The following is a 25532-nucleotide window of genomic DNA, read 5'->3' on the forward strand; positions in this document are numbered from 1 at the left end:
CGCGCCGGGCGGCACCGGGCACGGCAGGGCCCTTCGCAACGCCTGCGGGTCCCTTGTCGCCACCGCGCGAGTGGCGGCGGTCGCGTTCCGCCGGCTCGCCCGCGGGTCGTGCGGGGTGGTCGATAGCGTGACGGGGTGACCGACGACCCGCTCGCCCCGCTGCTCGCGCTCGCCGACGTCGCCCCCGCCGTGCAGCGGGCCCGCGAGCGCTTCGACCAGGCGCTGCGGCACCGCGCCCTGCGCCGGCACGGCGGTCAGGTCGCGGCCGAGGTTAGCCTCCGGTCCGCGGTGGCGAGCGCCGCCCTCGAGGGGTACGCGCACGAGCGCGAGGAGGTCCGGGCCGGCACCGTCACGGAACCGGTGCTCCAGGGCGCGCTGCGGGTGGCCGGGGCGCTGCCGGGGCTGGCCGACCGGTGGCCGAAGGCCCCCCGCCAGGCCCTCGCGAGGCTGCACGTGCTCGCCGCGCGGGACGCCGTACCCGAGGCCGACCTCGGCCGCCCGGTGAACGACCCCGTCGTGGCCGCCCGGCTCGACGGCCTGGCCACCCTGGCGGCCGGCGGTACGAAGGTCCCGCCGCTGGTGCTGGCCGCCGTCGTCCACGGCGAGCTGCTGAACCTGCGGCCCTTCGCCGGCCCGTCCGGAGTGGTGGCCCGGGGCGCCGCGCGGCTGGTGCTGATGGCCAGCGGCTTCGACCCGCGTGGCCTGCTCGCCGTGGACGTCGGCCACCGGGAACGGGAGCCCGAGTACGTCGGTGCGGCCGGTACGTTCGCCACCGGCACGCCGGACGGGCTGCGCTCCTGGCTGCGGCACTACATGAGCGCCGTGGAGGTGGGCGTCGATCAGCTCACCGCGATCGGCGACGAGGTGCTGGCCACCGCCTCCTGACGTGCGCGCCGCGCTCGCCGGTCAGGTGGCGCCCAGCTGATCCCGCCCCGGAGGGCGGTGCTCCGTCAGCGTGCTGCCACCCGGCTCCTGGCCTGGGGGGCGGTGCTCCGTCAGCGTGCTGCCACCCGGCTCCTGGCCTGGAGGGCGCTAGCGGCGTGCTGCCCGGCTGATCTTGCTCTGGAGGGCGCGCCGGGCGATCGGGCCGAGGTCGTCCACGATCTCGATGAGCACGGCGAGCTGGTCCAGCGCCGTCATCGCCTGGTCGGCGGCGGGCCGGTCGACCCCGTCGTACAGTTCCAGGCCGATGAACGCGGCCGACACGGCCCGGGCCAACCCCGGCACGTCGGCGACCTCGGCGAACGGCGACCCCGCCAACAGTCGGCGCAGGACCCACTCGATCTCGTCGACCCACAGTTGCAGCGCCTCGGCGGTGGGAGCCACGAGCCGTTCGTCGGTTTGCGCGCCCGCCAGCAGTTGGGCCAGCACCGAGACGTTGCCCAGCGTCCGCTCCTCCTCGTGCAGGGCGCGGCCGACGTCGAGGAGTTCGCGCAGCGACCGGACCTTGCGCAGCCGCGGTGACCAGTGCGCCACCCGCTCGGCCGTGCCTTGCCGGCAGGCCGCCGCGAGCAACTCGTCGACGCTGCCGAAGTGGTAGAAGACCAACGCCTGGTTCACCCCGGCGGCGGCGGCGATGGTGCGGGCGGAGACGCCGGCGATGCCGTGCTGCCCGATCGCGGTGATCGTGCCGTCGAGCAGGCGCCGCTTGGTGTCGGACATCGCTCCCCTCCCGCTGCGTGTGGCGGTGCGATCATCGCATCGGTCGCCAGCTGCGCCAGCCAGGTCGTCCCCGGGACGACCGGAATGTCCCTCCGACGGAGGCCCGGCCCGGGTGCGGCTGCTCGCCTGCGGGCGACGGCGGCCACCCCCCGTTCCGGGTGGCCGTCGCCGCCCCGGTACTCGGCCCGCACCTGTCCGTTGGCCGGCAGGATCGCGAGCCCCGCCGGATGGCACCGCACCGAGCAGGGTGCACACCCGGCGTCGAGCCGTAGCACCGCCGGATCGCCTGGGACGTACACCGCCCGAGGCTTGTCGCCGAGGTGTGCGGGGGGCGGTCTCTTGAGCGAGCGGTCAGCCCAAGGCTAGGGATATTTGAGCGACTGATCAAGAGTTGGGGGGCGCCTGGTCGTGCCCCGGGACAGAGCCGTGAAGCGGGGGTGCGGCCCGCCGTCGGGACGCGTTGACGTGCCGGAACAGCCGGCGACCCGGCAGCCGGTGGGCGACGATCAGGCGGCGGGGGCCGTGCGGGTCCGGCGGTGGCGGCCGTACCAGGCGATGCCGATCGCCACGCCCACCCCAACGCCGAGGGCGGCGGCCGCGACCGGGACGGCCGGGCGATCGCGCAGGCGCCGGCCCAGCGGGACCGGGTGCCGGAACTCCAGCACCGGCCAGGAGTTCTCCAGAGCGAGTTTGCGCAGCTGGCGGTCGGGATTCACGGCGGTCGGGTGGCCGACGCACTCCAGCAGCGGGCGGTCGGTGTACGAGTCCGAGTACGCGTACGAGTCGGCGAGGTCGTACCCCCGCTTGAGGGCCAGTTCGCCCACCGCGTCGACCTTGGCCGGGCCGGCCGCGTAGAACTCGATCTCCCCGCTGTAGCGACCGTCGACCACGCCCATCCGGGTGGCGATCACGTCGGTCACGCCGAGCAACGCGCCGATCGGCCGGACCATCTCCTCGCCCGACGCCGACACGAGAACCACGTCCCGACCGGCCGCCTGATGCTCCTCGATCAGCGCCGCGGCCTCGGCGTACACGTAGGGGTTGATCAGCTCGTGAAGTGTCTCCGCGACGATCTGGCGGACCTGCTCCACCTGCCAGCCCTTGCACAGCGTGGCCAGATAGTCCCGGGTCCGGGCCATGGTCTGCTCGTCGGAGCCGCCCAGCCGGAACATCAGCTGCGCGTACGCCGACTTGACCACGTCACGCCGAGTGATCAGACCGTCCCGGTAGAACGGCCGGCCGAACGCCAGCGCGCTCGACTTGGCGATGACGGTCTTGTCCAGATCGAAAAAAACGGCACTTCGGCCCACGGCGCGAAAGTCTAGTCGGATGGTCTATGGTCTGCGGGTGCCCGGGGTCCACCGACCCCTCGGACCTGCGGGCCAGCCGCCGATACGTCCCGCTCTGCGTGACCGTGATCACACTCTGCGAACAGGATTTCGCAGGGAGTGGAGGCTACACCACTCGACGTAGCCAGGTTCACTCAGGCAGACTGTCGGCACGACGAGCGTTCATGTCTCGGACGACCAGCAGACCCTCGGCGGTTGCACCCCCCGTGACCGCTGAGTGGGTTCGGCTCGACCCCCCCGGAGCCGAACCTCCCGACGACCCCCGTCTCCCCCCGGCGGGGGTCGTCCCTATCTGCGGACTTTGCTCCGCCGCGGGTCGCGGCCCGCCTCCGTCTCGTCCAGGGCAGCCTCCGCCGCCGGCGGAGAGCGGGGTCGCCGAACGCGGTACGGGCGGCCCAGTCACTCGGTGCGCGTGTAACGATTCAGCGTCGTCGAAGCTCTCGTGGCCAGGAACCCCCGCGTCCGGCTGACCGTGCGCGCCGCGGGCCAGGTTGCCGGGGCGTCCGGACGATCGACAGCCGGGCCGCCGCGTCCCGACGATGCGGTGCCGGCCGCTACCGTCCGCCGTGCGGCAACGGTACGCGCCGCCGGAATGCGGAACGACCCAGGTCGAGCCGACGGCAGTTTCTCGCCCATTCACGTAACGAGGAAGAGGCAATGGACAAGGGTTACGCAGCCCTTATCGCTCAGGTCGTCCCCGTCGTTCTGCTCGCCGTCGTGGTCGAGTTGCGAGAACTGCACCGGGTGTGGCTGGACACCATTTCGGACCGCTCGAAACCCACCAACGTGACGGGCGGGCAACGGCAACGACGCCCGGAGGAGGGTCCGTCACCTGCCCATCTGCCGTCACCGCTGCCGATGATCATCGTAGGTCTGGTGCTCGTTTCCTATCTTGCGGTCGTCGAGGGAGCAGCCCTGCTGGGCGCCTTTAATAAGGCGAGCGACCTCATCGAACAACTGCTTTCGCCCGGAGTGGTCGTCTTTTCGGTGGTCGGTGGCCTGGTATTGATCGCGGCGTTCTCGACGGTCGCTCTCACCCACCGCTACCAACAGCTGGGAGTGATTTCCAACCGGTCCCGGGCGGTCGTGCAGTGGGTGATCCGGGCCGTGGTCGTTGCAGCCCTGCTGGTATCCGCCGCACTCGCCGTCGAATAGCCAGCCGCGTCATCGGACGTCAATTCCACCTGCCCGGGTCGCGTCTCGCGCCGGGCCGGGCAGGCACCCGTACGGCGACCGGGCCGGGCCGCCTGCTCCGACGATGCGGGTGACGAGTTTCGCCTCGTGCAGCTGGGACGGGCACCGCCGTCGTTTGAGTACGCCCGTGCCGCGATCCGGCGGCTGACCTCGGCGTACCGAGGTCTTCGGGTCGGCGACGCATAGCAGATCAACTGCCGCTGCGGGCGTTGTCCACAGGCACCTCCGTTGTCCACAGGCGGCACTCCGGGGACCGACAAGCGGCGGACGGACCGGGCAGGGTTCCGGGTCAGCGATTCCGAGCCGACCCGCCTGGAGGCCGTGATGCCACCCCGCACCACCTCCGTACCGCCCCCTCGGCGTCTGCCCCTGCTCGTGACGTCCGACAGCGATCTGCTCGACGATCTGCTGCGGCTCGCCGCGGCCGGTGGTGTCGAGGTCGACGTCGCGGCGGATCCGGCGGCCGCCCGACCACGTTGGTTGCCGGCTCCGCTGGTCCTGGTCGGCGGCGATCAGGCGGAGCCGTGCCTACGGGCGCGATTGCCGCACCGGCGGCGGTCGGTGCTGGTGGGCAGGTCGGGGCAGCTCGACCCGGGTTGGGAGGTCGCCGACCTGATGGGGATCGAGCACGTCGCCACCCTGCCCGCAGCCGAGCCCTGGCTGGTCGACCGGCTCGCCGAGTGCGGGCCGGACCAGGCGGTTCCGGGTGGCGCCCGGGCGGTCGCCGTGCTCGGCGGGCGAGGCGGTGCCGGCGCGAGCGTGCTCGCCGGCGGTCTCGCCGTCACGGCGGCCCGGTCCCGGCTCCGGACGCTGCTGGTCGACGCCGACCCGCTCGGCGGGGGACTGGACCTGGTGCTCGGCTGGGAGCAGTTGGACGGCCTCCGCTGGCCCGCGCTGACCGACGCCGAGGGGCGGGTCGACGCACCGTCGCTGGTACGGGCCCTGCCGAGCAGGGGCGACCTGGTCGTCCTCTCCTGGGATCGGGGTGACCTGCTGCCGCTGCCGGCCCCGGCGATGGCCGCGGCCCTCGACGCCGCCCGACGCGGTCGGGACGTTGTCGTGGTCGACCTGCCCCGACACCTGGACGACGCGGCGGTGATCGCCCTGCAGTCGGTCGACCGTGCCTTCGTGGTGGTACCCGCCGAGCTCCGCGCCACCGCGGCGGCGGCCCGCGTCGTCGCCGCCGCCGCGCCGCACTGCGTCGACCTGGCGTTGATCGTCCGTGGGCCGGCCCCGGGCCGACTCAAGGCCGCCGAGGTCGCGCGGGCGCTCGGGCTTCCGCTGGCCGGTACGTTGCGCCCGGAGCCCGCGCTGGGTCGAGGGCTGGAACGCGGTGAGGCGCCGGCCGCGGACGGGCGGGGATCGTTGGCCGCGCTGTGCCAGCGGCTCGTCGGCGAGCTGACCGGCAGGTCCACGGCGGGTGCGGCGTGACAGCCGGGGGAGAGGGCCTCGCCAGCCGGGTCCGGCAGCGGATCGCGTCGTCGGCCGCTCCGGTCACCCCGGCCGCGATCGTTTCCGCCGTACGGGCCGAGCCGACCGCCGCGGTGCTCGGCGACACCACCCTCCTCCGCCTGGCCGACCGGGTGCACGACGACCTGGTCGGTGCCGGCCCGCTGGCCCCGCTGCTGGCGGACCCCGAGGTCACCGACGTTCTCGTCAACGGCGTCCGCGTCTGGGTCGACCGCGGAGCGGGCCTCCGGCAGGTGGCGGTGCCGGTGGGTTCGGTGGACGACGTACGCCGGCTCGCCCAGCGGCTCGCGGCCGGCGCCGGTCGGCGGCTGGACGACGGCTCCCCGTACGCCGACGCCCGCCTCGCCGACGGCACCCGGCTGCACGCCGTCCTGCCTCCGGTGGCCACCGACGGGCCGTACCTTTCCCTGCGGACCTTCCGGCAGCGCCCGTTCACGCTCGACGAGTTGGTCCGCGACGGCGCCGTGCCGCGTTCGGTGGCCCCGGTGCTGGCGGCGGTGGTCGCGGCCCGGCTCGCGTACCTGGTCGTGGGTGGCACGGGATCCGGCAAGACGACTCTGCTCAACACGATGCTCGGTCTGGTGCCGGCGACGGAACGCATCGTGCTGGTCGAGGACGCCGCGGAACTCCATCCGGGCCACCCACACGTCGTCGGCCTGCAGGCCCGGACGGCCAACGTGGAGGGAACCGGTGCCATCGGCCTGACCGACCTGGTCCGGCAGGCCCTGCGGATGCGGCCGGACCGGCTGGTGGTCGGCGAGTGCCGGGGCCGCGAGGTCGTCGACCTGCTCGCCGCGCTCAACACGGGTCACGAAGGCGGCGCCGGGACGCTGCACGCCAACGCGCCGTCCGACGTGCCCGCCCGGCTGGAGGCGCTCGGTCTGCTCGGTGGGTTGCCCCGGCCCGCGCTGCACGCCCAGGTGGCCGCGGCGCTCCAGGTGGTGCTCCACGTCCGCCGCTCCACCTCCGGGCGGGTCCTGGAGTCCATCTGCCTGCTCCTGCCCGACGGCGCTGACCGGCTGGTCCGGGCCGTGCCCGCCTGGGCGCGCGCCGGGCTGGGGCCGGCGGCCGGCCGGCTGGCCGAGCTGCTGCGGGCGAGGGATGTGGCGGTGCCGCCCGTGCTGCGCGGACCCTGGCCCGGATCGGCGGGCCCCGAATGAACCGGCCCTACCTCCTGGCGGTCCTGGTCCTGGTCACCCTGACGGCCGTCGCGGCTCGTCCGGTGCTCGGTCAGCTTGCCCGCCGTCGTGCCGCTGCCGCCGGTGCCCTCCGGGTGGCCGAGGATCCGCTGGTCGCCTGGGTCGCCAGCCTGCGTCACGACGCCACGGCACCGGCTGACCGCCGCCCGACGGGTCGGGGCGGCGTAACGTCGTCCGGTCTCCCGCAGCGCGCGACCCCGGCTCGACCGCGCGCTCGGGCGCTCGACGCGACTCGCCCGGCCGGGCAGGGGGAGCAGACAGGTCCACCACCCCGGCGGGACTCCCGTCGCCCCGCCGGGTCGCCCCCACCGGCGGCGGACAGGCGTCACGTGCCCACGTCCGCCGGTGCGCCGGCGACGGGAACGGGGTCCGCATCGGCACGACGGTGGGGTGGCGTCCAGCTGACGCCGTTCATGGCTGGCCTGGTGGCGGCACCGCGACGGGCCCTGCTGACGGTGGGCGCGGCGACCGCTGCCGGGGGTGCCGTGCTGGGTGGTCCGGTGGCGGCCGTTGCCGGCGGCGCGTACGGGGCGCTGGCCGTCCGTGCGCTGCTGAGGCAGCGCGCGGTGCGCAGCGCCGAGCGGGCGCGGCGGCGTCGCCTGGACCAGCTTTGCGATCTGGCGGCCGACCTGCGGGCCGGCCTGCCGGTCGGCCAGGCGGTCGCGCTCTCGACCAGTGGCGCTCCGGCCGGCCTGGTCCGGGCCGCTGTCCAGCTCGCCGACCGCACCGGCGCGCCACTGGCCGAGTTGCTGGAGCGGATCGACGTGGACGCCCGGGCGGCCGACCGAGGTCTGGCCGCGGCGGCGGCGCAGGCCGCCGGTGCACGGGCCACCGCCTGGCTGCTCGCGGCCCTTCCGCTCGGAGGCATCGGCCTGGGGTACGGCATCGGTGTCGACCCGGTCGCGGTGCTCCTGCACACCCCGGTGGGCGGTGGTTGCGCCGGGCTCGCCGTCGTGCTCCAGGTCGCCGGCCTGCTCTGGGCCGAACGGCTCACCTCGGTTCCGCGCCGGGACGTCGGATGACCGGAGCGATGCTGGCCGCCTGCTTGCTGGCTGGCGGGGCCCTGCTGGTGCTGGTCGGACGGGTACGGCGTCGCCCGCTGCGCCGCCTGCGTGGCCTGGGCCAAACCCCGGCCGGCACATCCCCGGTCGAGCCGGACGGCACGCAGGGTCGCGCGGCACCTGGCCGGTCCCGTCTCCGGCCGGATGCGATCCGCCTCGTGGCGGTGCTCGCCGGTGTGTCGGTCGGCGTGGTGGTCGGCGGCTGGCCGGGCGCGCTCGGTGCCCCGCTCGCCGCGGCGCTGCTCGACCGGATGCTCCGGCGGATCGAACCGCCAGCGGTACGCGAGCGACGCCGGCGCGAGGCAGCGGACCTGCCGCTCGCCGCCGACCTCCTCGCGTCGGCGATGCGCGCGGGCGCCCCGGTCGACCGCTCGGTGTTGGCGGTGGCGGAGGCGCTCGACGGGCCGCTCGCGCAGCGGCTGGCCCGCGTCGGCCGCCTGCTCCGTCTCGGTGCCGAGCCGGAGGAGGCGTGGGCGACCCTCCACCCCGTGCCCGGCGCCGAGCGCCTGACCGCGGCCGCGCTCCGCTCCGCCGCCAGCGGAGCCGCGCTGGCCGGCGCGCTGACCCGGCTCGCTGACGACCTGCGCGCCGACCGGGCCACGGCCGCGGAGGCGGCCGCCCGCCGGGCCGGTGTGCTGATCGTGCTGCCGCTGGGACTGTGCTTCCTGCCGGCCTTCATTCTCGCCGGTCTGGTGCCGGTGATCGTCGCCGTACTCGGCGACGTGCTCTGAACACACTCAAGAAAGGACCATGCACGTGCGCAGAATCATCGCCCGCCTGCGCGGGGACGCCGGGATGAACACGGCCGAGTACGCCGTCGGCACGCTCGCCGCGGTCGCCTTCGCCGGCATCCTGCTCAAGGTGCTGACCTCCGGCAACGTGCAGTCGGCGTTGACCGCCGTCATCGACCGGGCACTCAAGTGAGGTGGCGCCGGAGGGCCGGCCGCGACCGGGGGTCCTTCACCGCCGAACTGGCGGCCGGCCTTCCGGCGCTGCTGCTCCTCCTGTTCGCCGGCCTGACCGCGGTCGACGCCGTGGGCACCAAGGGTGCCTGCCTGCACGCGGCCCGGGAGGCGGCGATCGCCACCTCCCGGGGCGAGGACGGGCGGGTCGCGGCGGGCCGGGTGGCCCCGACGGGAGCCGACATCTCGATCAGCAGCGACGGTGAGCGGGTACGCGTGACCGTCCACGCCCCGGTCCGGGTCATCGGTGCGCGACTGCCCCGGCTCACCGTCACGGCGACCGCGGTCGCGGCGATCGAGCCCGGTCCGGGGCCTCCCGCACCGGCGGTGGGCGTCCCGGGGGCGCCAGCGACGGAGGCGGGACGGTGATCGGACACGCCGTGGCGACTCGACCCGCCGGTCAGGGTGCCGCTGACCCGTATTCGATCAAGAACAGGAGGTCCGGGGTGAGGGTGGGCGCCGGCTCCGATCGGGGTGGCGCCACCCTCCTGCTGCTGGCGGTCGGGGTCGCGTTCGTCGTGTTCGGCACGGCCGGTGCGGCGATCGGTGCCGCCCGGGTCGCGCGGCAGCAGGCCGGCGTCGCCGCCGATCTCGGAGCCCTCGCCGGCGCCGCGGACGCCGCCCTCGGCCCGCCGACCGCCTGCGAAACGGCCGGCGAGGTCGTGCGGGACAACGGTGGGCGGCTCGTGGACTGCCGGCTCGACGGGCTGGACGTCCTGGTCACGGTCGAAATGGCCGCCACACCGTTGCCGGGGCTGGCCCGGGTCGCGACCGCCCGCGCCCGCGCCGGCCCCGTCCGGGCATGAGTGCCCGCAGGGCCGGCACAGGCCGGCGCGGGCGCGCTGCCGTCCCCGGCGCAGGCCGGCGGAATCGTCTGGTCGTCCCCGGGGGCAGGCCGGCGGAATCTCTGGCCCTCCCCGGGGCAGGCCGGCCGGGACCGTTGCCGGCCCGGCGCAGGCCCGTAGGCGGTGCCGGGCGGGGTCGGATCGGGTCAGCGGGACTGCAGCGCGTCCAAGGCGACGGCCATCGCGATGACCAGCCGACGGTCGATCTGGGGGTGCTGGATCTGGACGACGTACCGGTCGCGGAGGCCCCACTTCTTCACCACCGAGAAGACGGGCTGGCCGTTCGCGACGAAGTCGAAGTGGTACGGCAGCCAGGACAGCGAGTCGACGAAGCGGCGGAGCAGGGCCACCGGCAGGGACCGCTCCTGTCCGGTCACCTGGGGCAGCCCGGACTGCTCGACGTGCCAGGTGGACCGGAGCAGGGACTGGGCGAAGTCCTTGCGGAACAGGCCGATCGGGTTGCCGGCGTGGTCCGTGACGTCGTACGTGGCACCCAGGTCGAGGCGTTGCCGTGCCTTGAACCCGAGCAGCGGCTGCTGCTTCGAGTCGTCGGTGTAGATGGTCACCTGCTCCTTGAAGGCGAGCCGCTTCTGCTGTGCGAACGCCAGCAGGCCGCCCTCGGAGCCGTCCGGCGCGACGGAGTGGACCTCGTACTGGTTGACCATCATCCGGATGCGCTGCCGGATGTGGAACTGCTGCTGGGACTGCAGGATGTCGGGCTGCATCAGATCTCCTTCGAAAAGATGGGCGGGAGTCTCGCACAGCCGGGGCGTCCGCGCCTGCCCGCCGCCCCGGAGGAAGGACGCCGGCCCGCCGCCGAAAGGGATGGACGGCCCGCCGGGGAAGGAGGGATGCCGGCCGTCGGCCGAGGAGGGACGCCGGCCCGCCGGCGAAGGAAGGACGCTGGCCCGCCGGCGAAGGAAGACCCCCCATCCGGAAAGGACGCTGGTGCCCGCCAGGGATGGACGCGGGCCCTGCCCGCCCGGGAAGGTGAGGGTCAGCGTGTCCCGTCCACCGTCGAGCGCAGGGCCCAGCTCTGCAGGACCTGGTGGATGCCGTGCAGCCGTTCGTTGATCTGTTCCAGCCGCTCGGCTTGGGCGAGCGCGGCGAGCGCCGCACCGAACGCGATCTGCTGGTCGACGGTGAGGTTGTCCTGGTCGACCGTGTAGAGCAGGTCGACGGCCTCGGCGATGGTGTCGGCCACGGTCCCTCCTGCGACAAGAAGAAACAGGTCTATGGAAGCGCTCCCATTATTGCCCCGTCCCCCACCGATCCATGCGGGTCGAAGGACCTCAAGCCGGGCCTCCGGCACCGGTGAGCGCCGTGCCGGGACGGCCGTCCGACCGGGCGGTGCGGTCAGGAGGGCAGGCTCGCCAGCACCACGTCGAGGACGCGGATCGCGTCCGGTTTGGAGAGTGGGTTGTTGCCGTTGCCGCACTTCGGGGACTGCACGCAGGACGGGCAACCCGTCTCGCATCCGCACTCCGCGATCGCGTCCCGGGTCGCGCCCAGCCAGGCCGCCGCCGTCGCGTACGCGCGCTCGGCGAAGCCCGCCCCGCCCGAGTGCCCGTCGTAGACGAAGACCGTCGGCGCCTCGGTGTCCGGGTGGACGGCGGTCGACAGCCCGCCGATGTCCCACCGGTCGCACGTCGCCATCAGCGGTAGCAGCCCGATCGCGGCGTGCTCGGCGGCGTGCAGCGCGCCCGGCACGTCGGCCGGGTCCACCCCGGCCGACGTCAGGGACTCCGGCGAGAGGGTGAACCACACGGCCACGGTGCGCAGCTCCCGGGCCGGCAGGTCCAGCGGGCGGGTGTCGATGACCTCGCCGGTGGCGATCCGCCGCCGCTGGTACGACACCACCTGGCTGGTCACGTCGACCTCGCCGAGGAATAGCCCCACCGGGCCGGCGTCCACGTACGACCGCACCGACACCACGGACAGCGACGTGACGTCCCGGGCGTGGGTGGACCAGTCCGGCTCCTCGGGATGCACGAGCGCGCACCCGTCGGCGAGGTCGAGGGCGTCGACCACGTACGAGGCCCCCTGGTGCAGGTAGACCGCGCCGGGGTGGAGCAGGAAGTGCGACGATCCACCGTCGACCGTGCCGAGCAGCCGGCCGGTCGCGGCCTCCACCACGCAGACCGGCGCGCCGCCCTCCCCGCGCAGGTCCACCTCGGGGCGTTCGCGGTGCCGCCAGTACCAGCCGGTCGGCCGCTGCCGCAGCGCGCCGGCCTCGACCAGCGCGTCGACCGCCTCCTTCGCGCCGTCACCGAACAGCGCCAGGTCGGCCGGGGTGAGTGGCGCCTCGACCGCCGCGCAGGCGAGCTGCGGCCCGAGCACGTACGGGTTCGCCGGGTCGAGCACCGTCGCCTCGACGGGAGCGCCGAAGACCGCCTCGGGATGGTGGACGAGATAGGTGTCGAGCGGGTCGTCCCGGGCGACCAGCACCGCCAGGGCCTCCTGTCCGGAGCGCCCGGCCCGCCCGGCCTGCTGCCAGAGCGACGCGCGGGTGCCCGGATAACCGCAGATCAACACCGCGTCCAGCCCGACCAGGTCGACGCCCAGCTCCAGCGCGTTGGTCGAGGCGAGCCCGAGCAGGTCACCGCGCAGCAGCGCGCGCTCCAGTCCCCGCCGCTCCTCGCGCAGGTACCCGGCGCGGTAGGCGGCCACCCGGTCGCCGAGCCCGGGCACCGCCTCGTCGAGCGCCCGCCGGGCGTTGGCCGCCACCACCTCCGCCCCGCGCCGCGACCGCACGAACGCGAGCGTGCGGACCCCGGCGGCCACCGTGTCGGCGAGCAGGTCGGCGGTCTCGCGCAGCGCCGACCGCCGGACCGGTGCGAGGTCGGCGTCGTCGAGGGCGGTGGTGGAGGCCGGCAGCAGCGGCGGCTCCCACAGCGCGAAGGTCACCCCGCCCCGGGGCGAGGTGTCCTCGGTCACGGCCGTGACCGGCAGGCCGGTGAGCCGCTCGGCCGCCGCGGCCGGGTCGCCCGACGTGGCGGAGGCCAGCACGAAGACCGGGGTACGCCCGAGGCGGGCGCACTGCCGCCGCAGCCGGCGCAGCACGTGCGCGACGTGTGACCCGAACACGCCCCGGTAGGTGTGGCACTCGTCGACCACCACGTACGCGAGCCGGCGCAGGAACCCGGACCACTGGGCGTGGCCGGGAAGGATGCCGTGGTGGAGCATGTCGGGGTTGGTCAGCACGAACCGCGAGTGCCGCCGGATCCACTCCCGCTCGGCGCGCGGGGTGTCCCCGTCGTAGCAGGCGGGGCGTACCCCCTCCAGCTCCAGCTCGACGACGGACCGCAGCTGGTCGGCGGCGAGCGCCTTGGTCGGCGCCAGGTAGAGCACGGTGGCGCGGGGGTCGGCCAGCAGCGTGGCCAGCGCGGGCAACTGGTACGCCAGGGACTTGCCGGACGCCGTGCCGGTGGCGACGACCACGTGGGTGCCGGCGTACGCGAGACGGGCCGCCTCGGCCTGGTGCCGCCACGGCGCGGTCACCCCCCGCCGGGCGAACGCCGTGCGTAGCTCGTCCGGGGCCCAGTCGGGCCACGGCGCTGGCTCACCTTCCCGGGCGGGCACCCGTTCGACGTGGGTGACCGGGTCGGCCTCGCCGCGGGTGCGCAGCCGGCCCAGCAGATCGGCCGGCGACGGGCCGGCGCCCGCGCTGGGTCCGGCCGGGGACGACGGCTCCAGGTCCTGGCGCGGCCGCGGGCGCGCGGAGCTGAGGCTGTCGACAGTCACGTCCTGCACTCTCGCACGGGTGTTCGGAGATGGAAAGCAGCGGCTCGGGGTAAGAGGTGGAGCGCCGCCGGTGACCACGAGGTTCTCCGGCGGTAGTGGTTAGATGCCCTGGAGAGTTTACGGCTCTTGGAGGAGGGACCGATGGAGCTGTCGCTGGCGACCCGCACCGTGGGGGAGCACACGGTGCTCGAGGTCGGCGGTGAGGTGGACGTCTACACCGCCCCGCGGCTCCGGGAGCGGCTCCTCGAGCTGATCGACAGCGGGGCCCGGCACGTCGTGGTCGATCTGGGCCGGGTGGACTTCCTCGACTCGACGGGGCTCGGCGTGCTGGTGGGAGCCCTCAAGCGGCTGCGCACCGCGGGTGGCACGTTTTCCCTGGTCTGCGACAAGGAGCCGTTGCTCAAGATCTTCCGGATCACCGCGCTCGACCAGGTGTTCCCGCTGCACCCGACGGTCGACGCGGCGACCGGCGCGTGATGGCCACGGTCCGTCTCTCCTTCTCACCCGCGCCGGTGCACGTCCGTACCGCACGGTTGGTCGGCGTCGCGGTCGCCCGGCGGGCGGGTGTGCGGGAGGACCTGCTGGACGAGGTGCGCCTGGCGATCGGCGAGGCCTGCACCCGGGCGGTCGCCCTGCACCGGCAGTACGGCCTGACCGATCCGGTGCTGGTGGAGATGTCCGACTCCGGGACGTACACCGTGCGGGTCGTCGACCGCGCGCCGATCGAGGCGGGGATCGGTCTGGCGGCGTTGCCGCCGGACGAGCTGGCGAAGGAGTCGCTCAGCGAGGACGCGTTGACCACCGGCGTGGGCTTCGCGCTGCTCGCCGGCTTCGTGGAGGACCTTCAGGTGCGCCCGGTGGACGAGGGGGTCGGCACCGAGGTGCGGATGGTGTGGCCGGTCGGCCGCTGACCCTGATCTTCATACCGCAGGCCGTGTCCCGAGCGTGGGGCCCGGCCTGATCGCATGGACGCCCCCATATAACAGATTTTTCCTCATAACACAGCGACGAAGATCATCCGGACATGGTGCCCCCTCCCTGTGACCTCCGACACGGCGGACGGCTACAGTACGCGGGTTGTCAGCAAGTGATCCATCCCGCAGCCAGCGGGAACGGTGTTCCATCGCTGGTCCGCTCGGGGTGGGTTGGCGCGCGCTTGCGACACCGCATCCAGGCGCCGTCCGGTGCGTCTCCACTGGTCGGCGCGAGCGTTCGGTACAGGAGGACACAGATGTCCGACACCTTGGCCGCCGACAGCGGCGGGATATCCCTCACCGGGAACAATGTCACGTACGTGGTACTCGCCGCCGTGATCGCGGCCGTGGCGCTGGTCTTCGCCGCCACGCTGACGAGGACCGTGCTGGCTGCCGGCAAGGGCACCACAAACATGCAGGAGATCTCCGGGGCCGTGCAGGAGGGCGCCTCGGCGTACCTGCTCCGGCAGTTCCGCACCCTGGCGATCTTCGTGGTCGTAGCCGTCGTGCTGCTCTTCCTTCTGCCGGTGCACGACACCGACGGCAGCGAGACCGCGGTGAAGATCGGCCGGTCCGCCTTCTTCGTCGTCGGCGCGCTGTTCAGCGCGTTCATCGGCGGCGCCGGGATGTGGCTGGCCACCCGGGCCAACCTGCGGGTCGCGGCCGCCGCCCGCGAGCGTGAGGGCGGCCGGGAAGCGGCCATGAAGATCGCGTTCCGCACCGGTGGCGTCGTCGGCTTCCTCACCGTCGGCCTCGGCCTCCTCGGCGCCGCGCTGGTCGTCCTCTTCTACCGGGGTGACGCCCCCACCGTCCTGGAGGGCTTCGGCTTCGGCGCCGCCCTGCTGGCGATGTTCATGCGGGTCGGCGGCGGCATCTTCACCAAGGCCGCCGACGTCGGCGCCGACCTGGTCGGCAAGGTAGAGCAGGGCATCCCCGAGGACGACCCGCGTAACGCCGCCACCATCGCCGACAACGTGGGCGACAACGTCGGCGACTGCGCCGGCATGGCCGCCGACCTGTTCGAGTCGTACGCGGTCACCCTGGTCGCCGCGCTGATCCTCGGTCGCGCCGCCTTCGGCGAGCAGGGCCTGGTCTTCCCGCTGATCGTCTCCGGCATCGGCGCGATCATCGCGATCATCGGCGTCTTCATCACCCGGCTGCGCGCCTCGGACCGGTCCGGCCTGACCGCCATCAACCGGGCCTTCTACGCCTCCGCCCTCATCTCGGCGGTGCTGGTCGCCATCGCGACGTGGGCGTACCTGCCGGCGAGCTTCGCCGAGCTGGAGGGCGGCCTGACCGACGTCAACGAGAACCCGCGCGTGGTCGCCATCGGCGCGGTCGTCATCGGTATCGTGCTGGCCGCCGCGATCCAGGCGCTGACCGGCTACTTCACCGAGACCAACCGCCGCCCGGTGCAGGACATCGGCAAGAGCTCGCAGACCGGCCCGGCCACCGTCATCCTCGCCGGCATCAGCGTCGGCCTGGAGTCCGCCGTCTACTCGGCGCTGCTGATCGGCGCGGGCGTCTTCGGCGCGTTCCTGCTCGGTGGCAGCTCCATCACGCTGTCGCTGTTCGCGGTCGCGCTGGCCGGCACCGGCCTGCTCACCACGGTCGGCGTGATCGTGGCGATGGACACCTTCGGCCCGATCTCCGACAACGCGCAGGGCGTGGCCGAGATGTCCGGTGACATCGACGAGGAGGGCGCGCGCACGCTCACCGAGCTGGACGCGGTCGGCAACACCACCAAGGCGATCACCAAGGGCATCGCGATCGCGACGGCGGTGCTCGCCGCCACCGCGCTGTTCGGCTCGTACACCGACACGCTGCGCATCGCGTACGCCGACGCCGGTATCACCGACGTGGGCGGCGAGATCCTCAACTCGCTGAACGTGGCGAACCCGCGCAACCTGGTCGGCCTCATCATCGGTGCGGCGGTGGTCTTCCTCTTCTCCGGGCTCGCCATCAACGCGGTGTCCCGCTCGGCCGGCGCGGTCGTGATGGAGGTCCGCCGGCAGTTCCGCGAGCTGCCCGGGATCATGGACCGCACGCAGCGTCCCGAGTACGGCAAGGTCGTCGACATCTGCACCCGGGACGCGCAGCGCGAGCTGATGACCCCCGGCCTGCTGGCGATCCTGGCGCCGATCGCGGTCGGCTTCGGCCTCGGCCCGGGCGCCCTGGCGTCGTACCTGGCCGGTGCCATCGGGGCCGGCACGCTGATGGCCGTCTTCCTGGCCAACTCGGGCGGCGCCTGGGACAACGCCAAGAAGATGGTCGAGGACGGCGCGTACGGCGGCAAGGGCTCCGAGTCGCACGCCGCGACCGTCATCGGCGACACCGTCGGTGACCCGTTCAAGGACACCGCCGGTCCGGCGATCAACCCGCTGATCAAGGTGATGAACCTGGTCTCGCTGCTGATCGCCCCGGCCGTGGTGGCGTGGAGCGTGGGCGACGACCGCAACACCGGCCTGCGGATCACGATCGCGGTGGTGGCGACGCTGATCGTCGTCGCGGCGGTGGTGTTCAGCAAGCGCAAGGGAGTGGCCATGTCCGACTCCGACACCGGCGCGGGCAGCGCGGACCAGCGGCCGGAGACGGTCAACGCCTGATCCCCGGCCATCGGTCCCCGGCCGGCCCGCGCCGGCCGGGGACCGGTCGCCCGGCGCACCTGACCGGTGTGCCGGGCGACGCGACGCCGTACGCTGCAACGCATGCGTACGTGCCGGGCGGCAGCCGCCGGAAAGCTGACGGCGGTGCTGGCCACGGTCGTCGCGCTGGCCGCCGGCTGCGGCGGCGGGCCCAGCGCCCAGGCGTGGGCGGCGTCGGTCTGCTCGGCACTGACGCCCTGGCGGGCCGAGATCAGCAAGCTCACCAGCAGCACCGACCAGCAGATGACCGCCCAGACCACCCCGGCGCAGGCCAAGGAGAACCTCGTGCGGCTGTTCGGCGGCGCGGAGCAGGCCAGTGAGACCGCCCGGCGCAAGGTCGAGGAGGCCGGCGTCCCCGACGCCGAGCAGGGCGAGGAGGTCTCCGAGGGCTTCCGGACGTCGCTGGCGCGGATGCGCGACGCGTACGGCAAGGCGCGCGACACCATCGACGGCCTCAGCACCAGCCAGCCGACCGTGTTCTACGACGGCGTGCGGTCAGCGGTGGACACGCTGAACCAGGAGTACGACGCCGGCGCGCTGGACACCACCCGCCTCAACTCGGAGGAGTTGAAGCGCGCCTTCGCCGAGGTCCCCGAGTGCCGCTGACCGGTGCCGCCGAGCCGTCGGACGCGGAATCGCTGCCGGCGCTCTTCCCGGTGCCCGAGCCGGCCCAGCCGGCGCCCCGCCGCACCCCCGAGCCGGCCGCGCCGGCGCCCCGCGGTACCACCCGCCGGGCCGCGGGCCGGGCCGGTGGCGCGGCGGAGCCGCCCGCCCCGGAGGCGCCCGCCCGCGGCGCCGGCCCGGGGGATCCGCGCCGGCAGCTCGCCTTCTTCGGAGCCGAGGCCACCGATCCCGCCGTCGCCGACCTGGCCGGCCTGCTCGCCGGGCCCGCCGAGGCGTCGGTCATGGGCGGCACGGCCCGCCTGTCGCTGGTGGTCGACCACGCCTGGCGGGTGCACGCGCTGGTCGCCGAACTGGCGGCGCGCGGGCTGACCGCGAGCTGGGAGGCGACCGGTGACGGGCGGCACACGGTGCGCACGTCGTACACCAGGATCCTGAAACCGCTCGCGGCCGCGTGGCTGGGCGGTCCGGCGAAGCGCCCGCCGGACGGCTTCCACCTGAACGGCCGTCGGCTGCGGCTCTGGCTCGCGGCCGCCGGGTCGGTGGAGCCACCCGACCTCCTGCTGCACCTGGGCGCGGCCGGGGAGGAGCACGCGGCGGCCGTCGGCACCGCCCTCGCGGCGGTCGGCCTGCCGAACGCCGTCCTGGACCCCGGGCGGGCGGCCTACCGCATCACCAACCCCCGCGACCTGACCCGCCTGACCGAGTTGGTCGGCGACCCACCACCCCGGACCCCACCGTCAGCCTGGCCCGTCCGCCCCTGACCACGCGCCGATCATGGAGTTGTGGTGCCCGACAAAAGGCGCGAAACCCCGCGCTTCGCCCACCATGGCTCCATGATCGACGGGGTGGGGGCGGCCCGTTTCGTCACGGGGAGAAGCTAACGGGGGCACGGGCGGTGTACGGTGACGCCGGTCGGGGCTGGACGTCACTGGTTTGTCGCCCGCGAAACCGGAATCGCGGGCGACGCGTTACGTTGGACATCCGGGCCGGCGGGTACCGGAGGGTCGAGTGCGGTCCGAAACCGGGCACCCGAAGCGGTTGTGAGCAGGAGTTAGGTCAGGGAGAGACGTGCCGAGCAACGCTGGAACCACCCGTTTGGTCATCGTCGAGTCACCGGCGAAGGCCAAGACGATCTCGGGCTACCTGGGCCCGGGGTACGTCGTGGAGGCCAGCTTCGGGCACGTCCGCGACCTGCCGCGCAACGCCGCCGACGTGCCGGCGAAGTACAAGGGCGAGCCGTGGGCCCGGCTCGGGGTCGACGTCGACAACGGCTTCCACGCCCTCTACGTCGTGTCGTCGGACCGTAAGCAGCAGATCAGCAAGCTGACCAAGCTGGCCAAGGAGGTCGACGAGATCCTCCTGGCGACGGACGAGGACCGCGAGGGCGAGGCGATCGCCTGGCACCTGGTGGAGACGCTCAAGCCCAAGGTGCCGGTCAAGCGGATGGTCTTCCACGAGATCACCAAGCCGGCGATCCAGGCCGCCGTGGCGAACCCGCGCGAGATCGACCGGGACCTGGTCGACGCGCAGGAGGCCCGGCGCATCCTCGACCGCCTGTACGGCTACGAGGTCTCCCCGGTGCTGTGGAAGAAGGTCATGCCGAAGCTCTCGGCCGGCCGGGTGCAGTCGGTGGCGACCCGCATCGTGGTCGAGCGGGAGCGGCAGCGGATGGCGTTCCGCACCGCCGAGTACTGGGACGTCCTGGCCACGCTGGCCGTCGAGAAGACCGGCGAGGGACCGCGCACCTTCAACGCCACCCTGGTCGCGTTGAACGGTGACCGGATCGCCACCGGCAAGGACTTCGAGCCCACCACCGGCCGGGTGCGGCCGGGCGCGGGGGTCGTCCACCTTGACGAGGGCGGGGCGCGCGGGCTGGCCGCCCGGCTGGAGGGCCGGCCGTTCACCGTCACCCGGGTCGAGGAGAAGCCCTACCGGCGCCGCCCGTACGCGCCGTTCATCACCTCCACCCTCCAGCAGGAGGCGGCCCGCAAGCTGCGGTTCTCGTCGCAGCAGACGATGCGCACGGCGCAGCGGCTCTACGAGAACGGCTACATCACCTACATGCGTACCGACTCGGTGAACCTGTCGGAGACCGCCATCGCGGCGGCCCGCCGGCAGATCGTCGAGCTGTACGGCGAGCGCAGCGTCCCGCCGGAGCCGCGTCGCTACACCGGCAAGGTGAAGAACGCGCAGGAGGCGCACGAGGCGATCCGTCCGGCGGGGGACAACTTCCGCACCCCGGGCGAGGTGCGCAACGAGCTGTCGGTCGAGGAGTACAAGCTCTACGAGCTGATCTGGCGGCGCACCATCGCCTCGCAGATGACCGACGCGGTCGGCTCCAGCGTGTCGGTGCGCATCCGGGCGACCACTGCCGGCGGCGAGGAAGCCGACTTCGGGGCCACCGGCAAGACCATCACCGACCCGGGCTTCCTGCGGGCGTACGTGGAGTCGAGCGACGACGAGAACGCCGAGGCGGAGGACGCCGAGCGTCGCCTGCCGACACTGGTGAAGGACCAGCCGCTCACCGCCGAGGAGCTGGCCGCGCAGGGCCACCACACCCAGCCGCCCGCCCGGTACACCGAGGCGTCGCTGGTCAAGGCGCTGGAGGAGCTGGGCATCGGCCGCCCCTCGACGTACGCCTCGATCATGCAGACCATCCAGGACCGGGGGTACGTCTTCAAGCGCGGCCAGGCGATGATCCCGTCGTTCCTGGCGTTCGCGGTGGTCGGGCTGATGGAGCGGCACTATCCGCGCCTGATCGACTACGACTTCACCGCCAGCATGGAGAACGAGCTGGACGAGATCGCCGGTGGTGACCACGCGGCGGTTGACTTCCTCACCGCGTTCTACTTCGGCACCACGAACGGCGCCGGTGACCAGGACATCGCCCGCTCGGGCGGGCTGAAGAAGCTGGTCACCGAGAACCTGAGCGACATCGACGCGCGCAGCGTCAACTCGATCCCGCTCTTCACCGACGACGAGGGGCGTGAGGTGGTGGTGCGGGTCGGCCGGTACGGGCCGTACCTGCAGCGGGCGGTCCCCGGTGAGCAGCCCGCGCCCGCGGCGGAGGGCGAGGAGGGCGGCGGCCAGGGCGACCGCGCGCCGATCCCGGAGGGCCTCGCGCCGGACGAGCTGACCCCGGAGAAGGTGCACGAGCTGTTCCTCGGCGGTGGTGGCGAGCGCAAGCTCGGCGACGACCCCGCGACCGGGGAGCCGATCCTGCTCAAGTCCGGCCGGTTCGGCCCGTACGTGGCCAGCGGCGAGCGAAAGTCGTCGCTGCTGCGCTCCCAGTCGCCGGACACGCTCACCTTCGACGAGGCGCTCAAGCTGCTCAGCCTGCCCCGGCTGATCGGCGTCGACCCGGAGGGCAACGAGGTCTTCGCCAACAACGGCCGCTACGGCCCGTACGTCAAGCGGGGCGAGGAGTTCCGGTCGCTGGACTCCGAGGAGAAGATGTTCACGGTCACGCTCGACGAGGCGCTGGCCCTGCTCGCCGCGCCGAAGACCCGGCAGCGCCGGGCGGCCGCGCCCCCGCTGCGCGAGATGGGCGTCGACCCGCTGACCGAGAAGCCGCTGGTCATCAAGGACGGGCGGTTCGGGCCGTACGTGACCGACGGGGAGACCAACGCGTCGCTGCGGCGCGGCCAGACCCCGGAGGCGCTGAGCCTGGCGGAGGCGTCGGAGATGCTCGCCGAGAAGCGGGCGAAGGGTCCGGCGCCGCGCAAGAAGGCCGCCAAGAAGGCCGCGCCGGCCAAGAAGGCGGCGGCGAAGAAGACCGCTGCGGCGGCCAAGGCGACGAAGAAGACGGCCACGGCCAAGGCGACCCCCGCCAAGAAGGCGGCCCCGAAGAAGGCCACGGCCACCTCGGACTAACCCGGTTTCGACGGCGGGCCGCCGGTCGCTGCCGGCGCCCGCTGACGACCCTCGTGTCGCCCCCTTTGCTCTGCTTCAATCCACGCACTGGTTCTGGCCGGGTTCTGTTGCGTCCGTTGAAGCAGAGCAAAGGGGGACGAGCGGGCATCCGGGCCGCCGGTCGCCTCGAAGGACGCGGAACCGGCGGCGACGCCGACTCAGGAACCGAGGACGCGGGCCAGGTGCGGACTGGTGAAGACCCGGCCGGGGTCGAGCCGGTCGCGGGCGGCCTGGAAGTCGGCCCACCGGGGGTACGCGGGCGCCAGCGACGCCGCGTCGCGCCAGTGCAGCTTGCCCCAGTGCGGCCGGCCACCCAATCCCGCCGCCACCTCCTCGAAGGCGCGGAAGTACGGCTCGTACGGTGCGCCGACGTACTGGTGGATCGCGATGTACGCGGAGTCCCGGCCGTGGCCGTGGGACAGCCACACGTCGTCGGCGGCGGTGAAGCGCACCTCCACCGGGAAGAGCACCTTGAACGGCAGCCCGTCGACGATGCGGCGCAGCGCGTCCAGGGCCGGCACGAGGGCGTCGCGCGGCAGCGCGTACTCCATCTCGACGAAGCGGACCCGGCGCGGGGTGCAGAAGACCGCGTCGGACCGGCCGGTGTAGCGGCGTTCGGTGAGCGCCCGGGCGGACACGGCGCTGATCGTCGGGGCGAGCGCCGGTACGGCGCGGCCGAGCCGGCAGGCTCCGGCGAAGACGGTGTTGGAGAGCAGCTCGTCGTCCAGCCAGCCGCGCCAGCGGCGCAGCGGCTGGTCGTCGGTGGGCACCCGGTCGTTGCTCTTGACCTGCACCCGGTCGGTGTACGGGAACCAGTAGAACTCGACGTGGTCGTGGGCGGCGATCAGGCCGGGCAGGTCGGCGAGGACGGTGTCCAACGGCGCCGGCCGCTCGTGGGCGAGCAGCACGAACGCGTCCACGCAGCGCAGGGTCACGTCGACCAGCACGCCGAGCGCCCCGAGGGAGACCCGGGCGGCGGCCAGCACGTCGGGGTGCTCGTCGGCCGAGCAGCGCAGCACCTCGCCGGTGCCGGTGACCAGGGTGAGCGCCTCGACGAACGTCGAGAGGCAGCCGTACCCGGCGCCGGTGCCGTGGGTACCGGTCGAGATCGCGCCCGCCACGGTCTGCGCGTCGATGTCGCCGAGGTTGGGCAGCGCCAACCCGTGTCCGGCGAGCAGCCGGTTGAGTGCGCGCAGCGTGGTCCCGGCGGGTACGGTGACCAGTCGGCGATCGATGTCGACCCGGACATCGGTGGCCAGGTCCGCCAGCTCCAACCGACGACCGTCGGTCAGGGCGACGGCGGTGAAGGAGTGGCCGCTGCCGACCGCGCGGATCCGCTCCCCGTCCGCGGCGGCGGCCCGCACCGCGTCGGCGACCTCGGCGACGGAGGTGGGCCGCAGGACGGTGGTGGCGGTGCCACGCTGGTTGCCGGCCCAGTTGGACCAGGCGGCGGTTACGGAGGGTGCGGTGGCGGCCATGGACGCTCCTCGACATGAATATGAACTGACTTCATATCAGGAACGTTGTGCCTGGTAAATACCGCAATCGAGGTCCGCTCGTTGTACCGGTAGTCACAGACTCGTGACGTGCAGATATGTTCATCCGTCGAAGGGGGGTGGCGCCGAGTGTCCACACCAGCCGCCACGACCGGGCCGCTGCGCCGCGTACCGGTGCAGGGTCGAAGTGTCGCGCGGGTCCAGCGGATGCTGGACGCCTGCGCCGAGCTCGTCGACGAGGTGGGGTACGAAGGGCTGACCACGACTCTGCTCGCCGAGCGCGCCGAGGTGGCGATCGGGTCGGTCTACCAGTTCTTTCCGGACAAGCGGGCGATCGTGCAGGCGCTGACCCTGCGCACGATGGAGTCCTACCTCCAGCGGCTCGACGAGAGGTTCGCCTCGGACGACCTGACCCACTGGTGGGACGGCGTCGACGCGGCGATCGACGAGTACATCACGATGCACCGTACTGTCCCGGGGTTCCGTACCCTGCACTTCGGCGACGTGGTCGACCTGCACCTGCTCGATGAGCAGCGGGACAACAACGGGGTCATCGCGGACCAACTGGCCCGCGTCCTCACCGAACGCTTCGGGCTCACCGACGTCCCGGAGCTCCGGTTCCATCTCGAGATCGCGGTCGAGGCCGCCGACGCGCTCATCAAGCTGGCGTTCCGCCGCCGCCCGGAGGGCGACGACCAGGTGCTCAGCGAGGCGAAGGCGCTCATCCGGGAGTACCTGCACCGGCAGGTCGACGCCCGCGAGAGCGCGGCCCGGCCGGCGGAGGTGGCCCAGCCGGCCTGACGGCGTCCGACCTGCCCGGACCGCCCGCAACCGGCCCGGTCGACGGACGCGGGACCGGATACCCGGTCCCGTCGCCGGCGGCTCAGAGGAACGCCCGACCCTCGCCGCGGTACGTGGGGACGGTCGCCACGACGGCGTCCCCCTCCACCAGGTGCAGCTCGTTGACGTGCTCGGCGAGTTCGCCGGCCTTGGCGTGCCGGAACCAGACCCGGTCGCCGACCCGCAGCGCCCCGGCCGCGCGGCCGGTCAGCGGGGTCTGCACCTCACCGGCGCCCTCCGTGCCGACCAACTCCAGGCCGGCCGGCAGGACCGGGCGGGGGAGGCGGCTCCGCTCGGCGGGGCCGGAGGCGATCCAGCCGCCGCCGAGCACGGTGGCGTAGCCGGGTGCCGGGCGGCGGACCACCGCGCAGGCGAAGAACGCCGACGGGGTGGGCCGCCAGGCCCGGTAGGCGTCGAACAGGGTCGGCCCGTACAGGCCCGATCCCGCGGTCACCTCGGTGACCGCGGGATCGGCGCTGGTGGCGGCCACGCTGCCGGTGCCGCCGCCGTTGACGAATTCCAGCTCGGCGTGCTCGCGGACGGCGGCCACCGCCGCGCTCCGGCGCGCCAGCAGTTCCCGGTACGAACCGCGCTGGGCCAGCCGGATCGCGGCGCCGAGCAGCGCCCGCCCGGGCGGCGCGTCGCCCAGACCGGCGATCTGCGCCTCGTACGCCATCAGCCCGACCAGCCGGAAGCCGGGCCGGGCGGCGATGGTGGCGGCCAGCGCGCCGGCCGCCCGGGCGCTGTGCACCGGCGAGCGGCGGACCCCGACGTGCACCTTCCCGCCCAGCGGTCGCCAGGAGGCGTCCAGGTCGAGGCAGACCCGCAGCGCGGGCCGCCGGTCGGCGGCGCACACCGCGTCCACCAGGTCGAGCTGGTCGGTGCTGTCGACCATCAGCGTCACCGCGGCGGCGAGCGCCGGGTCACCGGCCAGCTCGGCGAGCGCGGCCCGGTCGGCGGTGGGGTACGCCACCAGCGCGTCGTCGGTCACGCCGCGGCGGACCAGCCAGAGCGCCTCCGGCAGGGTGAATGCCATCACGCCGTGCCAGCCGGGCCTGGCCAGGGCCCGGGAGATCAGCTCCCGGCAGCGTACGGACTTGCTGGCGACGCGGACCGGCTTTCCGGCCGCACGGCCGGCGAGGGCGGTGGCGTTGGCGTCGAACGCCGCGAGGTCGACCACCGCGTACGGCGGGTCGAGGTGCGCGGTCGCCCGGTCGAGTCGACCACGGAGGTCGGTGCTGTCGGTGGCCACATGGTGCACGCTAACCGTCTGATGGCTCAATGCGAAATACCCTCGCGTCCGGCCGAGCTGACGGCGGTGGTCCGGGCGGCCTAGGCTCGGCGAGCAGGAGAACGTAGCGGCGGGAAGGCTCCCCGCCGGGTTTAGAGTGTTGCACCGGGACCGCCCAGCGATGGGCCGCCACGTGGAGGTACGGCCATCGAAAACCAGCAGAACGGCGAGTCGCCCGGCGTGTCGCCGTCCGGAGCCCAGCCCGACCCGTCCGGCCCGACATCCGGCGGCCAACCCGGCCCGTCCGCGTCCGGGGGCCAGGCC

General features: G+C 73.7%; 23 protein-coding genes and 1 pseudogene. 16 read left to right on the top strand and 8 right to left on the bottom strand.

Features of this window, described 5'->3' with window-relative positions:
• Positions 1-135 precede the first annotated feature (135 nt).
• Positions 136-885, top strand: coding sequence for an oxidoreductase (locus tag EV376_RS07070; protein WP_130321327.1), 750 nt, complete (start codon positions 136-138; stop codon positions 883-885).
• Positions 886-1032: 147 nt separating this feature from the next.
• Here the strand turns inward: EV376_RS07070 and EV376_RS07075 are convergent, their stop codons facing one another.
• The 3 genes and pseudogenes from EV376_RS07075 to EV376_RS07085 form a co-directional block, all read right to left on the bottom strand.
• Entirely contained in the window at positions 1033-1662 is a 630-nt protein-coding gene (locus EV376_RS07075) for a TetR/AcrR family transcriptional regulator (protein ID WP_130321328.1), read from the bottom strand.
• Positions 1557-1958: pseudogene (locus tag EV376_RS30755) on the bottom strand (isoprenylcysteine carboxylmethyltransferase family protein); the annotation flags it as partial. The pseudogene EV376_RS30755 and the gene EV376_RS07075, both read right to left, overlap by 106 nt.
• Before the next feature lie 210 nt (positions 1959-2168).
• On the bottom strand, positions 2169-2972 hold the full coding sequence (locus EV376_RS07085) for an HAD-IB family hydrolase (RefSeq protein ID WP_130321329.1): 804 nt from the start codon (positions 2970-2972) through the stop codon (positions 2169-2171).
• A 696-nt stretch (positions 2973-3668) separates the two neighbouring features.
• Between EV376_RS07085 and EV376_RS07095 the strand changes: the two genes are divergently transcribed.
• From EV376_RS07095 to EV376_RS07130, 8 genes are all read left to right on the top strand, one after another.
• Positions 3669-4166 carry a hypothetical protein gene (locus EV376_RS07095; RefSeq protein ID WP_130321331.1) on the top strand — a complete coding sequence of 166 codons (498 nt, stop codon included), beginning with the start codon at positions 3669-3671 and terminating at the stop codon, positions 4164-4166.
• A gap of 414 nt (positions 4167-4580) precedes the next feature.
• Positions 4581-5636, top strand: coding sequence for a septum site-determining protein Ssd (ssd, locus tag EV376_RS07100; RefSeq protein WP_207228063.1), 1056 nt, complete (start codon positions 4581-4583; stop codon positions 5634-5636).
• Entirely contained in the window at positions 5633-6835 is a 1203-nt protein-coding gene (locus EV376_RS07105; protein WP_130321333.1) for a TadA family conjugal transfer-associated ATPase, read from the top strand. The genes ssd and EV376_RS07105 overlap by 4 nt, the downstream gene beginning before the upstream one ends.
• Positions 6832-7896, top strand: coding sequence for a hypothetical protein (locus tag EV376_RS07110; protein WP_130321334.1), 1065 nt, complete (start codon positions 6832-6834; stop codon positions 7894-7896). Before EV376_RS07105 ends, EV376_RS07110 begins: the two co-directional genes overlap by 4 nt.
• A gap of 11 nt (positions 7897-7907) precedes the next feature.
• Positions 7908-8666 (top strand): type II secretion system F family protein, encoded by a 759-nt coding sequence (locus EV376_RS07115; RefSeq protein ID WP_486482873.1) that lies wholly within the window; start codon positions 7908-7910, stop codon positions 8664-8666.
• A 19-nt stretch (positions 8667-8685) separates the two neighbouring features.
• Complete coding sequence (locus EV376_RS07120; protein ID WP_207228064.1) at positions 8686-8859, top strand: DUF4244 domain-containing protein; 174 nt, start codon at positions 8686-8688, stop codon at positions 8857-8859.
• On the top strand, positions 8856-9266 hold the full coding sequence (locus tag EV376_RS07125; protein ID WP_130321337.1) for a TadE family type IV pilus minor pilin: 411 nt from the start codon (positions 8856-8858) through the stop codon (positions 9264-9266). The genes EV376_RS07120 and EV376_RS07125 overlap by 4 nt, the downstream gene beginning before the upstream one ends.
• A gap of 56 nt (positions 9267-9322) precedes the next feature.
• On the top strand, positions 9323-9703 hold the full coding sequence (locus EV376_RS07130; RefSeq protein ID WP_486482874.1) for an Rv3654c family TadE-like protein: 381 nt from the start codon (positions 9323-9325) through the stop codon (positions 9701-9703).
• Between the two features lie 185 nt (positions 9704-9888).
• Here EV376_RS07130 and EV376_RS07135 read toward each other — a convergent pair whose 3' ends face one another.
• From EV376_RS07135 to EV376_RS07145, 3 genes are all read right to left on the bottom strand, one after another.
• A complete protein-coding gene (locus EV376_RS07135) occupies positions 9889-10467 on the bottom strand; it encodes an LURP-one-related family protein (protein ID WP_130321339.1) in 579 nt (192 codons plus the stop codon).
• 272 nt (positions 10468-10739) lie between these two features.
• Positions 10740-10946 carry a hypothetical protein gene (locus tag EV376_RS07140; RefSeq protein ID WP_130321340.1) on the bottom strand — a complete coding sequence of 69 codons (207 nt, stop codon included), beginning with the start codon at positions 10944-10946 and terminating at the stop codon, positions 10740-10742.
• Positions 10947-11098: 152 nt separating this feature from the next.
• Positions 11099-13438 (bottom strand): DEAD/DEAH box helicase, encoded by a 2340-nt coding sequence (locus tag EV376_RS07145; RefSeq protein WP_486482875.1) that lies wholly within the window; start codon positions 13436-13438, stop codon positions 11099-11101.
• A gap of 189 nt (positions 13439-13627) precedes the next feature.
• On the opposite strand from EV376_RS07145, the gene EV376_RS07150 reads away from it, so the two are divergent.
• The 6 genes from EV376_RS07150 (at position 13628) to topA (ending at position 21602) form a co-directional block, all read left to right on the top strand.
• A complete protein-coding gene (locus EV376_RS07150; protein ID WP_130321342.1) occupies positions 13628-13963 on the top strand; it encodes an STAS domain-containing protein in 336 nt (111 codons plus the stop codon).
• Complete coding sequence (locus EV376_RS07155) at positions 13963-14397, top strand: ATP-binding protein (protein WP_130321343.1); 435 nt, start codon at positions 13963-13965, stop codon at positions 14395-14397. The genes EV376_RS07150 and EV376_RS07155 overlap by 1 nt, the downstream gene beginning before the upstream one ends.
• A gap of 320 nt (positions 14398-14717) precedes the next feature.
• Positions 14718-17066, top strand: a complete 2349-nt coding sequence (locus EV376_RS07160) for a sodium-translocating pyrophosphatase (protein WP_130321344.1) — start codon at positions 14718-14720, stop codon at positions 17064-17066.
• 102 nt (positions 17067-17168) lie between these two features.
• Positions 17169-17711, top strand: a complete 543-nt coding sequence (locus tag EV376_RS07165; RefSeq protein WP_130321345.1) for a hypothetical protein — start codon at positions 17169-17171, stop codon at positions 17709-17711.
• Positions 17702-18490 (top strand): cell wall-binding repeat-containing protein, encoded by a 789-nt coding sequence (locus tag EV376_RS07170; protein ID WP_130321346.1) that lies wholly within the window; start codon positions 17702-17704, stop codon positions 18488-18490. The genes EV376_RS07165 and EV376_RS07170 overlap by 10 nt, the downstream gene beginning before the upstream one ends.
• Positions 18491-18797: 307 nt before the next feature.
• Positions 18798-21602: a type I DNA topoisomerase gene (gene topA / locus EV376_RS07175; RefSeq protein ID WP_130321347.1), complete on the top strand. Its 2805-nt coding sequence runs from the start codon at positions 18798-18800 to the stop codon at positions 21600-21602.
• Between the two features lie 197 nt (positions 21603-21799).
• Here the strand turns inward: topA and EV376_RS07180 are convergent, their stop codons facing one another.
• Complete coding sequence (locus tag EV376_RS07180; protein WP_130321348.1) at positions 21800-23119, bottom strand: D-arabinono-1,4-lactone oxidase; 1320 nt, start codon at positions 23117-23119, stop codon at positions 21800-21802.
• A 225-nt stretch (positions 23120-23344) separates the two neighbouring features.
• On the opposite strand from EV376_RS07180, the gene EV376_RS07185 reads away from it, so the two are divergent.
• The gene (locus EV376_RS07185) at positions 23345-23938 is read left to right on the top strand and encodes a TetR family transcriptional regulator (protein ID WP_130328557.1); all 594 of its coding nucleotides are present in this window, start codon (positions 23345-23347) and stop codon (positions 23936-23938) included.
• An 82-nt stretch (positions 23939-24020) separates the two neighbouring features.
• On the opposite strand, the gene EV376_RS07190 is transcribed toward EV376_RS07185, so the two are convergent.
• On the bottom strand, positions 24021-25238 hold the full coding sequence (locus EV376_RS07190; protein WP_486482546.1) for an amino acid deaminase/aldolase: 1218 nt from the start codon (positions 25236-25238) through the stop codon (positions 24021-24023).
• Positions 25239-25532: the final 294 nt, after the last annotated feature.

Source organism: Micromonospora sp. CNZ295 (assembly GCF_004217535.1).

What these genes read in the sequence shown, in the direction of transcription:
- EV376_RS07075 (WP_130321328.1), bottom strand. Translation starts at nt 1,662, where the DNA reads ATGTCCGACACCAAGCGGCGCCTGCTCGACGGCACGATCACCGCGATC.
- EV376_RS07095 (WP_130321331.1), top strand. Translation starts at nt 3,669, where the DNA reads ATGGACAAGGGTTACGCAGCCCTTATCGCTCAGGTCGTCCCCGTCGTT.
- EV376_RS07110 (WP_130321334.1), top strand. Translation starts at nt 6,832, where the DNA reads ATGAACCGGCCCTACCTCCTGGCGGTCCTGGTCCTGGTCACCCTGACG.
- EV376_RS07120 (WP_207228064.1), top strand. Translation starts at nt 8,686, where the DNA reads ATGCACGTGCGCAGAATCATCGCCCGCCTGCGCGGGGACGCCGGGATG.
- EV376_RS07135 (WP_130321339.1), bottom strand. Translation starts at nt 10,467, where the DNA reads ATGCAGCCCGACATCCTGCAGTCCCAGCAGCAGTTCCACATCCGGCAG.
- EV376_RS07150 (WP_130321342.1), top strand. Translation starts at nt 13,628, where the DNA reads ATGGAGCTGTCGCTGGCGACCCGCACCGTGGGGGAGCACACGGTGCTC.
- EV376_RS07155 (WP_130321343.1), top strand. Translation starts at nt 13,963, where the DNA reads ATGGCCACGGTCCGTCTCTCCTTCTCACCCGCGCCGGTGCACGTCCGT.
- EV376_RS07160 (WP_130321344.1), top strand. Translation starts at nt 14,718, where the DNA reads ATGTCCGACACCTTGGCCGCCGACAGCGGCGGGATATCCCTCACCGGG.
- EV376_RS07165 (WP_130321345.1), top strand. Translation starts at nt 17,169, where the DNA reads ATGCGTACGTGCCGGGCGGCAGCCGCCGGAAAGCTGACGGCGGTGCTG.
- EV376_RS07180 (WP_130321348.1), bottom strand. Translation starts at nt 23,119, where the DNA reads ATGGCCGCCACCGCACCCTCCGTAACCGCCGCCTGGTCCAACTGGGCC.
- EV376_RS07185 (WP_130328557.1), top strand. Translation starts at nt 23,345, where the DNA reads ATGCTGGACGCCTGCGCCGAGCTCGTCGACGAGGTGGGGTACGAAGGG.